General features: G+C 39.3%; 8 protein-coding genes. 6 read left to right on the plus strand and 2 right to left on the minus strand.

Translation table 11 applies throughout. The features are described 5' to 3' along the window. Positions 1-412: 412 nt before the first annotated feature. On the plus strand, positions 413-2,611 hold the full coding sequence (locus ACZND6_RS11880; protein WP_300875813.1) for an IS1634 family transposase: 2,199 nt from the start codon (positions 413-415) through the stop codon (positions 2,609-2,611). 774 nt (positions 2,612-3,385) lie between these two features. Here the strand turns inward: ACZND6_RS11880 and ACZND6_RS11885 are convergent. Together ACZND6_RS11885 and ACZND6_RS11890 are read right to left on the minus strand one after the other, a co-directional pair. After that, on the minus strand, positions 3,386-4,789 hold the full coding sequence (locus tag ACZND6_RS11885; protein WP_489524719.1) for a mannose-1-phosphate guanylyltransferase/mannose-6-phosphate isomerase: 1,404 nt from the start codon (positions 4,787-4,789) through the stop codon (positions 3,386-3,388). Between the two features lie 13 nt (positions 4,790-4,802). Then, positions 4,803-6,137: a glycosyltransferase family 4 protein gene (locus ACZND6_RS11890; protein WP_489524720.1), complete on the minus strand. Its 1,335-nt coding sequence runs from the start codon at positions 6,135-6,137 to the stop codon at positions 4,803-4,805. A 135-nt stretch (positions 6,138-6,272) separates the two neighbouring features. On the opposite strand from ACZND6_RS11890, the gene ACZND6_RS11895 reads away from it, so the two are divergent. From ACZND6_RS11895 to ACZND6_RS11915, 5 genes are read left to right on the plus strand one after another with little or no spacing between them, the layout of a single operon-like run. Next, positions 6,273-7,169, plus strand: a complete 897-nt coding sequence (locus ACZND6_RS11895; RefSeq protein ID WP_489524721.1) for an NAD-dependent epimerase/dehydratase family protein — start codon at positions 6,273-6,275, stop codon at positions 7,167-7,169. Between the two features lie 9 nt (positions 7,170-7,178). After that, complete coding sequence (locus tag ACZND6_RS11900) at positions 7,179-7,961, plus strand: glucose-1-phosphate cytidylyltransferase (protein ID WP_489524722.1); 783 nt, start codon at positions 7,179-7,181, stop codon at positions 7,959-7,961. 9 nt (positions 7,962-7,970) lie between these two features. Beyond that, a complete protein-coding gene (gene rfbG / locus ACZND6_RS11905; RefSeq protein WP_489524723.1) occupies positions 7,971-9,074 on the plus strand; it encodes a CDP-glucose 4,6-dehydratase in 1,104 nt (367 codons plus the stop codon). After that, a complete protein-coding gene (locus tag ACZND6_RS11910) occupies positions 9,062-10,003 on the plus strand; it encodes a glycosyltransferase family 32 protein (protein ID WP_489524724.1) in 942 nt (313 codons plus the stop codon). Before rfbG ends, ACZND6_RS11910 begins: the two co-directional genes overlap by 13 nt. Continuing rightward, the gene (locus tag ACZND6_RS11915) at positions 9,984-10,811 is read left to right on the plus strand and encodes a glycosyltransferase family 32 protein (RefSeq protein WP_489524725.1); all 828 of its coding nucleotides are present in this window, start codon (positions 9,984-9,986) and stop codon (positions 10,809-10,811) included. Before ACZND6_RS11910 ends, ACZND6_RS11915 begins: the two co-directional genes overlap by 20 nt. Positions 10,812-10,960: the final 149 nt, after the last annotated feature.

A 10,960-nucleotide genomic window follows, 5' to 3' on the forward strand; every position in this document is an offset into this window, starting at 1 on the left:
CGTACCGCGGCCAATCAATCTGCATCTTCTGCCTCCTTTTTTAATTAGAGGCAGTATCCGTCAGTAGAATTATTTAGGAAAGAAATCTATAAGACACGTACTGACAACTACCGGGGTTCCAGAGATTGAATTTAGGCGTCAAATTACTTACGCGGCATAATGCTGTAACCTCGGCAAGCCTCCGTTACAGCTTATTCCACGTTAATTTGACCCATGGAAAATAAAAGTCAATTTGCAAATTCATTTGCCTAATACCCGCATTTAGTACCTTTCTAGCGGTTAATTTTATTTAATCTCCGCCCCAATGAGCAGGGCGATTTTTCTTTACCCACAGCCTAATTTTATTCTTATCGTATTGCCGTGTTAATTTATGATATAATCATATGTATTAAAAGATTTTTCGGAGTATTTGATGTTTCTATCAGTCAGGAGAATTCGAAATCAGCGCTACCTCTATCTTCTCGAGACTGTTCCCGGGAAAAAGCAGGGTACGCACACGAACCGGATTGTTAAGAACCTCGGAAACTTCGACAAACTCCCCGAAGAAGTCAGAAATGCCTACCTTGATAAAAAGGCAAAGCAGGCATTAGCGAAAAGCTTCGAACTTCAACTTCGAGAAAAAGACATCACCTCGGCAGTCAGCTCAGTTGCCAAAACCGATGCGGTACCTGCTCCGAGAAGCAATTTCAATCGACTCTTTCCTCTGAACTACGGTCATCTGGCACTCAAGCCGCTTTGGGAGAAAGATCTGGGACTGAAATATAAGATTGAGTATCTTCAAAAATCTTCAACAGAAATCAAGAGTTGGCGTCTTAACGACCTTCTGTTCTATCTTTGTGCCCTAAAGCTTATCGACCCGAAGTCCTACTTCAGCGCAAGCAATTCCAAAAGCAACTTTCTGTATTGCCCTTGGAACAATGTGGTTCAGGATAATTTTTATCGAGCTCTGGACTTTGTGTACGAACACAGGGAGAGCTTAATCAAGCACGCCGTTAAGACTCGATTGGAGCAAACTAAGGGGCAGATTAAGGTTGCCTTCTTCGATTGTACGAATACTTGGTTCGAAACGCCTTATGACGACATCACCTGGCAAGTAATCCGGTACACAAGAAAAACCACGCTTCGGCTGCGAGATCAAGCTCTTTCTAACGAGGAAATACAAGCTTATTTGGAGAGCGAAGAATTTCTGGAAAATCTTACTGATGAGCTTGAAATTAGCAAAGAAGATGTTCTGAGGATGCGCGGGCGCTCGAAGGAAAGCCGCTTTGCTCAGCCTATCGTTACGGTAGCTCTTGCGATTGACCAAACGGGGTTCCCGATTGACTGCAAGGTCTATGCCGGCAACATCGCCGAGATACATACAGTCGAGCCGATGATCGAGAGCTTAAAAAAGAAATACTCGGTCAAAGACATTTACTTTGTGGCTGATAAGGGGCTTAATTCCGGACAGAAACTTGAGAAGATCCAAGAAGAAAAACTCGGCTTTGTCGTTGCCCAAAAGGTCAACGCACAGCAGGAAAAGTTCGAAAAAGAGATGCTCGACCTCGCCGGATATCGGAATTACGTTGTCGATGACTCAGGCACGTTCCGAGTCTCGTCCAAAGACGGTGTTGATAAAGACAAAGCCCGCTTCAAAGTCTGCGACCATATTAAGAAGTTTTATGTTGAAACAGAGGAGACAACTAAAAGCGGAAATCCAAAGAAAGAGCAGCGTTCCATCAAATGCAGAATCGTCTATACATTTAGCCCAACTCGCCGGGAAAGGGAATTAAAGGATCTGGAAATGCAGATCTCAAAGGCAGCCAAGGCAGTCTCCGAGGGGTACCTGACCGGCAATCCGTACAAAAGCGGATGGCGCGCTTTACTTCAAACCAATAAAGAGGCAGCCCGGACACCTGAGGAAAAAGAGCAATATCGGGCCGTCGGACTAAAACAAGACATTATCGAAGAGCGACGAAGAAACGCTGGTTATGCGGCACTTGTCTTCTCTCATCCCAAAGGCGGGAATGCCGTTGCGCTTACCGACGAAGAAGTTCTGACGACATACCATCGTCTGGTAGGAATTGAAGACTGCTTCCGAGTAATGAAAAGTTCCTTCAGCATCCGTCCGGTTCACGTTCGTCTTAAAGAACATATCGTTGCTCACTGCTACCTGTGTGTTCTGTCCCTGATGCTTATGAGACTGGTTCAGGAAAAACTTGAAGCTAAAAAATACACTTGCTCTGCTGAAAAAATAACCCATGCCCTGGCTCAAGCTCTGGTGCTTCCAACTCCGTCCTCTGACGGAACGCCTCAGATGTGGCTGAATATGGGTCTGGATCCGCAGTTCTATAGACCGGAGTTCACCGGAAAGAAAAAAGCCCATCTTAGCCAGAATGCTCTGGAAGACCATGAGTCTGTCTGGCGCACCTACGAGAAGCATAGAGACGAGACTCCGTTTGCTGTCGACCAAATTCTAGAAGCTGTTGGGTTAAATAAGCTGCCTCTGTACGCTTCAATGGGTGAAATCAAACGAATCCTTGGAATCCACACCGTGGCAGAAGAAAATATGCTGGCTCCTGAGTATCTAAAGAGTTATCGACGTGTAGTAAGCGAGAACTTGAGGAATTAACACGGAAAGAAAAAAATGAAAATCAGCTACAAGCCCCGTCTATCGGGGCTTTGCTCAATATATGGGGCTAAACACAGGGTAACCTCGGCAAGCCTCCGTTACAGCTTATTCCACGTTAATTTGACCCATGGAAAATAAAAGTCAATTTGCAAATTCATTTGCCTAATAGGCAATGTAAAATCTTACGAGGCCCAACGATTTGAAATATCGTTCGCACCGCTGAGAATCCAGCTACTTCTCTTAATTTGATGCAGCGTTCCTCACCGTGTTCAGTGAGCTGTTTGCACCTGTGAGTATCGGAGTTCGCACCATTGCGAAGACCGTTCGCATACTTGAGAGAAATCAGGGAGAGTTTTGTTTGACAAGCACATTTCTGTTTTTAAAACCAGAAACCAATCGGCACTAATCCCTAGAACACTTTGAACAACCTTAACGGGTTGATTTATTGAACTTTGTATGGGATGTGTTTTCGAATGTTCGTTGAGCAGTAATAGGCTGTATAAGGAGATGAGGCTAAGTTTTAAAGAGTGTTCAGGAATGTGCTTGACAAACGACGACATAAGGATTCGTACGATTAAACTTTTCTTTAACATCAATTAGTTAAGGTTCAGATACGTATTCAATCCAATTCTGACTAATCTTTTGAATCATTTTTTATAATTCTTTTGACTTGTAATTTCTCATTGATAGCCGTTGCTACAGACGTTTTCAATACCTCGGCTTTGTCGCGCATTGAGATAATTATCTCAATGCGCATACATTGATTCTACTTAATTAAATCCTATCGTATTTATCTTCTAGTCTTACTATATCGTCTTCCCCAAGGTAGGAACCAGATTGTACTTCAATCACTATAAGAGGAATTTTTCCAGGATTTGCCAATCGGTGAGTCTCTCCTACTGGTATGTAGATAGACTGATTTTCAGTTATTATTTTTTCTATTGAGCCTATAGTTACTGAAGCAGTTCCTTGAACAACTATCCAATGCTCTGCTCTATGATGGTGTTTTTGTAATGATAATTGTTCATTAGGTTGAACAATGATACGTTTCACTTGAAATCTATCGCCTCTCGCCAATCCTTCATAACTTCCCCATGGTCTAAAAACTAAAGGATTTTTTTCAACAAGCTCTAAATTTATTTTTTTAACATCTTCTACAAGAGCCTTCACTTCTTGTGAGCGCTCTAGTGGAAGGACAAGGACTGAATCCTTTGTTTCTACTATAGCAAGATTATTAATTCCAAGAGCTGTCACAAGCCTTCCGGAACTGAAAATGTAGCTGTTTTTTGTGTCTTTTAATAGAACATTCCCATTGTAAACGTTGTTAGATTGGTCTTTTTCACCAGTTTCAAAAAATGATTTCCATGAACCCAGATCGCTCCATTTGAAGTTCGATTGTACTGTTGCAGCTAATTTTGTTTTTTCCATAACTGCGTAGTCTATGGAAATAGAGGGCAGTTTTGAGAATGCTTCTTTCCCCAGGAAGCAAAAGTCGTCTTTGACAGTGCGATCAAGCCATGCCTTCGCACAATACTCGTACAAAATTTGATCATATTGCTTCAGTTCTTGTAAAAAAATACTCGCTTTAAAAATAAATATTCCGGAGTTCCATAAGTAACTTCCTTCTGCAAATATTTTTTTTGCAGTGAATTCATTGGGTTTTTCAACAAATTTTGATACTTGAAAAGAATTGTCAGTGAGTTTGTTCCCTTTTTTTATGTAGCCAAAACCAGTTTCAGGATATTCAGGAACAATACCTAAAGTGACTAAATAGTCCAACTTCGCGATTTCTATAGATTCCTTTAGAAAATCTATAAATTTTTCCTCATCTTTTATAAGGTGATCTGAGGGAAATACCGCCAATATAGCTTCTTTGTCTTTATCGAGGGCTGCAAGCGCAGCGATTGTAATTGCAGGACAAGTATTCTTTGCAAGGGGTTCAACAATTATTAAGGCATTGGATTTTTGTTCTTTTATATTGGCTTGAACGTAGAGTCGGTGGTCTTTGTTACATATTACAAATGGTGGTTCATTGCTTATGTGTGACGCGCGTTGAAAAGTCTTAGAAAAAAGTGAACTATTTGCGTCGAAGTTTACAAATTGTTTGGGGTAAGTAGAGCGTGATAAAGGCCAGAGTCTTGTTCCACTTCCACCGCAAAGAATAACAGGTTGAATCATATTTCAGTCTCTTTTACAGATTAGATAATTTCAATTTTTTTAATAATTCTTCACAAGATTGTGACCAAGTCAAGTATTCTAAATTATTACTTTTTGGAATTGAATCTGATTTTTTTAAGTTTATCCAATGCAAAACCTCTCGAGAGAAACCCTCTGAAGAATCTGACTGGAAGTAGAAAGCTGAATTTTTAGCTACTTCTCGGAAAACAGGGATGTCTCGTGCAATGATTGGAAGATTGAAAGAGGCGGCCTCAATTAAGGGCAGGCCAAAACCTTCGTCCAAAGAAGCGGCGATAAGAGCGTCGGAAGTCATATAAAAATAAGTTAAGTCCGTGTCTGAGACCTTATCAAAATAAAATAATCTTCTATTTTTCTGAGAATGATTGGCAATGTATTTAGTTAACTCATCAATCATCCATCCTTTTTTTCCAACGATAATCAGGTTGACAGCGATCTTTAATTTCCAAAGATGCTCGAAGGCCTTAATGACGAATAGATGTTTTTTTCTGGGTTCTAATGTCCCGACCATCAAGAAGGTTAAACCTTCAGGAATAAGTTTTTTCAAAGAACTTTCAAAATTTTTTAAATCCAAACATATTTTAGAAAAATTTGAGCCAAGACAAAAATGAGTTGTCATGACTTGTTTATTCGTATGTTTCTTAATCCATTCATCAAGCTGTTGCTGGGTATATTTGCTAACACAAATAAAATCAGCATAATCGAGAGAAGACATAAGCCAGTTTTGAAATGACTCCGTATAACCAGGGGGCCAACAGGTAGGTATCGTAATCGGAAGAATGTCATGTACTCCCAGGATAATTCTACAACCATTTTTTTTGTAGGAAAGAAAGACTTTCCTCAAAGATGCTTGCGAATTGAATTCGTTTTCAAAAGAAAGAAAAACGTCGCCAACACGTGGCTCTATATATTTTCTTAGGTTGGTGAATTTAAGATTATTTCCAATAGTTTCACATTGTAATAATGAATATCCCTTGGAGAAAAACGTTGCAAAGACAGGTACAACGACGAAATTACGTTGTTCCTCTATCGCCTTAAGAGCGAAAAATATGGACTTTACGACTCTTTGAATGCCTGTTCCTTTATCATATAGGCACACCTTTGACATGTCGAAAAAAATGCAAGGTTTATCTGGGTGCTCGTAACTAGAATAACATGATAATCTTTCTATTAGAATGCTTTTTAGTCGTAACAACCTTTTTCTGTTGAAAAGAGAAAAAGGATTTCGGTAAATACTTTTAAATAAATTATTGAGCAATTTTATTCTCTTATTCAGTAAATCATAGCTTTTTCTAGGCTCGTCATATAAAACTAGCTCTTCATCATCCAAGATTATTTTTAATTTTCCTTTAAAATTCTACAGTTTCTCTTGATTATTGTTTGAGCTTTGGTCTCTAGATTATCAAATGTTAGGGTCTAGGTGAGAAGCCTTCAAATTTTGCTTTTATTTTTAAAAATTAAGAAGATGGATAAAATTTTGGTTGTAGGAAGTTCTGGCTTTATAGGTCGGCATGTGGTTGATTGTTTAATCGAAAGGGGCCACGAAGTTGTCTGTCTTTCCCACACAAATCCCAAAGATTTTTGTGAGGCAATCAGGGTTATTAAATGCGATGTCAGCAATCCTGTTGAAGTTGCGAAGGTTTTAGGTGAGGAATACTTTGAAAATTGTATTTATCTTCCTTGGTTCACGGGACCTAAGTGTCACGGTTCGATAGCCAACCTTGACTGGCTGAAGTATTCGTTGGAATTTTTAAAAATATTTTGTGAGAATTCAGGAAAAAAGATATTCATGGCCGGCTCAGTCTCTGAATATGATTTTTCTTACGGCTATTTTAATGAAGATTCCACTCCCTTAAACAACAGTAGCCTTTATGGACAAACTAAAGCCTCTTTGTTTAGGCTTGCTACATTAGTTTGCGCGAATTATGGGGTAAAACTTCAGTGGGGGCGTATTTTTAACTGTTACGGACCATTCGAAAAACCAGCTAGATTAATGCCAACAGTAATAAAGAACTCCCTTTCAAGTCAAAATATTCCTGTTAGCTTATGCGATAAGTATCAAGATTATTTGTATGTAAAAGACGTTGCGTCAGCAATTGTTGCTTTAATAAATTCCGATCTTGAAGGTCCTTTTAACATATGTTCCGGTCAGCCTCTTTACCTCCGAGATATTGTTAAAACTATTATCGAAATAACTTCTAGCAAAAGCAATGTTCTATGGGGAGCAATACCAGAAAGCTTCGAGGACAGATTTGTCGTAGGTAACAACCAAAAAATTACCCAATTGACTGGGTGGAAACCTCAATATCCTTTAATTAAAGGTCTTACAGAAACTATAGAATTTTACAAAACAAATTATTAGGAGTTAAAAGTGTCTAATATCAAAACCATCATTCTTTGTGGGGGAAAAGGAACACGTATGAGTGAGTTAACCCACAGTATTCCAAAACCAATGGCTACGATAGGCGGTGAACCTATTTTGTGCCATATAATGGAAAGATATTCTCATTATGGATTTAAGGACTTCGTATTGCCGCTGGGCTATAAGGGCGGAGTGATAAAGGACTTCTTCAGTAATTATTATCAACAAAATTCTTCTCTTTTTGTTGACTTGGAATCAGGTAATTTGCAAGTTCTTCCCACAGCAAAAAGAAAGGATTGGAAAATTTGGATGGTGGATACTGGTGAAGATACCGAAAAAGGATCCAGAATTAAGAGGGTTGAAGACTATATTGATTCTGAGCTATTTATGGTGACCTACGGCGACGGGGTTGCAGATATCGATATAAATAAGCTTATTGAATTTCATAAAAAGCACGGGAAACTAGCCACTTTTTGTGGTGTCAAAATGCCCTCTAGGTTTGGAACAGTTGAGACGAATGATTATGGAGAAGTCACAAGCTGGAAGGAAAAACCAATTCTCCCGTCCTATGTTAACTGCGGTTTCTTTGTATTTAACAGAAAAGTCTTGGATTATCTTGAATTAGACCCCAGCTGTGATTTAGAGAAAGAGCCGCTGGAAAAAATTGCTTCCGAGGGACAATTAATGATGTTTAAACATGATGGTTTTTGGAAGTGCATGGATACCTTACGAGATAATACTGAATTAAATAAGATGTGGTCTTCTAATGTTAGGCCCTGGATGGAATTCTAAGGATTACTTATGTTTAATGATTGCTATAAAAATAAAAAGGTTTTAGTTACAGGACACACTGGTTTTAAAGGGTCCTGGCTATGCGCTTGGCTTGACAAATTAGGGGCAAAAGTTATCGGTATTTCAGATGAAATTCCTACCAAGCCTTCTAATTTTGAAGCTGGCCAGATGGATACATTTGTTAAATCTTATTTTGCTGACATATGCAATTTGTCAGCAATTCGAGAGATTTTAAATAAAGAGAAGCCCGAGTTTGTATTCCATTTAGCTGCCCAAGCTTTGGTCAGAAAAAGTTACAGGGATCCTGTTAAGACTTTTCAAACAAACGCAATTGGCACAATGAATGTTTTAGAGGCTGCCAGAAGCTGTGACTCTATTAAGTCTATTGTCATGATCACTAGTGACAAAGCTTATAAAAATGTCGAATGGGTCTATGGCTACAGGGAAACAGATGCATTGGGAGGCAGTGACCCATACAGTGCATCTAAGGGTTGCGCCGAACTCATTTGTCACTCTTACTTTGACTCGTTTTATGGAAACGAGGAAAGTCCTGTCTGTTCGACCACAAGAGCTGGTAACGTAATTGGAGGAGGAGATTGGGCCGAGGATAGAATTGTCCCTGATTGTGCAAGAGCCTGGAGTCATGGAAAAGGTGTGGAAATTAGAAATCCTTTTGCTACACGGCCATGGCAATTGGTTTTGGAGCCCTTGTCGGGTTACTTATGGCTGGGAGCATTGCAATATCAGGCTTTTTTAGAAGGAAAAAATTCTTTTAGAAACGAGAGTTACAACTTTGGCCCTTCCTCAGATTCTGTACATACGGTGAAAGATGTAGTACTTGAATTGTCCAAGTATTGGCCCGCTTTTTCTTTTGAGTTGGATGAAAGACATCAAGAACTTAAAGAGTGCGGGCTCCTAAAGCTTTGTTGTGACAAGGCGCTGAATGATCTTAGTTGGAAGGCTGTCCTTACGTTCAAAGAAACAATCCAATTTACAGCAGAGTGGTACAAGAGTTTTTATTCAGGAAGCGAAAATATGCGTTTCCTGATCAATGAACAAATTGACGAATATAGCCAGATGGCACGAGAAAGAGGACTCAAATGGGCAAATTAAAAAACCCTAAAATCATACATCGAGTCTATTTTGAGAATTATCCCCCATTCAGGGACCCTTTTAAGAGATTTTTAGACACTTGGAAAAAAGAGCTTCCAGATTATGAGATAAAGTTTTGGAATGCAGAGACTTTTCCTATGCCCTTGGAAGTTGACTGGATTAAGAGATCACTTGAAGAAGAAGCTCCTGTATTTTTATCTGAATACATCAGATGGAAAGTGTTAAAAGAATATGGAGGGCTTTATTTGGACGCGGATTGTGAAGTGTTAAATGGGCCTAAAGTTCACACACTTTTGGAACAACTTTATCAGTCTGATGAATATGATGCCTTTGTTGGAGTTGAGGAACGAAACAATGGATTTCCAACCGCACAAACCGTAGCAGCGAAACCGGATTCAGACCTTGTAAATTTTATGTTAAATCTCTATGAAGGTCCTTTATCCAGCCCCCTTTGGCATTGGAAAGAAGAAAGGGGGTTTATTGGTCCTCAACTCATTAGCCTTTATTTTAGGGAAAGGGGTTACCAAAAAGATAAAGGTTTTTTCCCACGACTCGATTCTCCTATTATTTGTGAAAAGGTGAAGATTTATACCCAAGATTACTTTTCACCAAAGTTTACGACAACCGGGAAGCAACTTAATGTCTCCGAAAACACTTGTATTTACCACCTGTTTTCAAATTCAAACGTGAAGAAGGTGGATCCGGAACGAGAAAAACACAGGCACAATCCTTTACTCTTTAAGGAATATTGCGACTATTTGAGCTCCTTGCCCCAAGTTGAGATAGAGAGCGAGCTTTCAATGAGAAGGAGCGATGGAACATTGGACGAAGAGCGGGTTATGAAATTTGCTAAGGAACATCCTGTTGCATTCCTCCTCAAGACTTTTAGATATTTAAGGAAGAAGTTAAATGGAAAAAATTATTCATAGAATTTACTTTGGCTTTGATGGGAAGCCTGATCCTTATTTACGGTATTTAAAGACTTGGGAGGAGGAGTTGCCAGACTTCAAAGTCATGCATTGGAACGCAAATAACCTTCCTCTAGATAATTGTGCGTTTTCTTCTTATGCAGCAAGTCAAAAAGACTTTGCTTTTCTTTCAGATTATTTTCGCTGGTGGTTACTCAAGGAATATGGTGGGGTCTATTTTGATGCAGATATTGAAGTAACCAATGGAAGTCTTTTTAGCACTATTTTTACAGAAGTCAATAACAATAATGCCGTATATGGCGCTATCGGCATCGATAATAAACAGGGAGGATGGTACACAGCCCATTCTATGGTAATGAAGCCTGACAGCCCAATGCCCAATTTTATGTGTAACCTTTACGAGGGCTTTGGAGATTTGGTTTTGTGGAGGCGCAAAGTTTTTTACTTTATGGCACCACAATTGTCTGCGTTGTATTTTCATAAATTTGGGCATAATCCTGATGGAATGGGATCCACTCCAAATCTCTCTGAATCAACGACCATCGCTGGAATCATGGTTTTACCCCAAGAATATTTCTCCCCGTTAACACCTTGCTCTGGTAATACTTTTGTCATAGACGCTGCTACTGAGAAAACTTGCGTTTGCCACCATTTCTCTTGTTCTTGGCATGACGATGATTCATCCTTCAAAAAAAATTCTCAGGATAATCAAATGTTGCTTTCAGAGCTGATCTCTTTGGGAAGGTTCCAAAAGAAAAGTTCGATTCAAAAAGCTTTTAACAAAATTTTTAATTTCATGAAAAGATAACTGAGATGCCAGATTCAAAAATTAAGGAAAAAGTTTCTAGATTGCCCGCCCGTTTTCAATACCAGAATGACAAAGCGGAGGCTTTGAGCCCCCGCCAGTTCTAGAGTCTACGATTTTTTAATTTCTTAACTCGTTGTAGTAGAGCCGAA

Source organism: Parasutterella sp. (assembly GCF_057870745.1).

What these genes read in the sequence shown, in the direction of transcription:
- ACZND6_RS11885 (WP_489524719.1), bottom strand. Translation starts at nt 4,789, where the DNA reads ATGATTCAACCTGTTATTCTTTGCGGTGGAAGTGGAACAAGACTCTGG.
- rfbG (WP_489524723.1), top strand. Translation starts at nt 7,971, where the DNA reads ATGTTTAATGATTGCTATAAAAATAAAAAGGTTTTAGTTACAGGACAC.
- ACZND6_RS11915 (WP_489524725.1), top strand. Translation starts at nt 9,984, where the DNA reads ATGGAAAAAATTATTCATAGAATTTACTTTGGCTTTGATGGGAAGCCT.
- ACZND6_RS11895 (WP_489524721.1), top strand. Translation starts at nt 6,273, where the DNA reads ATGGATAAAATTTTGGTTGTAGGAAGTTCTGGCTTTATAGGTCGGCAT.
- ACZND6_RS11880 (WP_300875813.1), top strand. Translation starts at nt 413, where the DNA reads ATGTTTCTATCAGTCAGGAGAATTCGAAATCAGCGCTACCTCTATCTT.
- ACZND6_RS11910 (WP_489524724.1), top strand. Translation starts at nt 9,062, where the DNA reads ATGGGCAAATTAAAAAACCCTAAAATCATACATCGAGTCTATTTTGAG.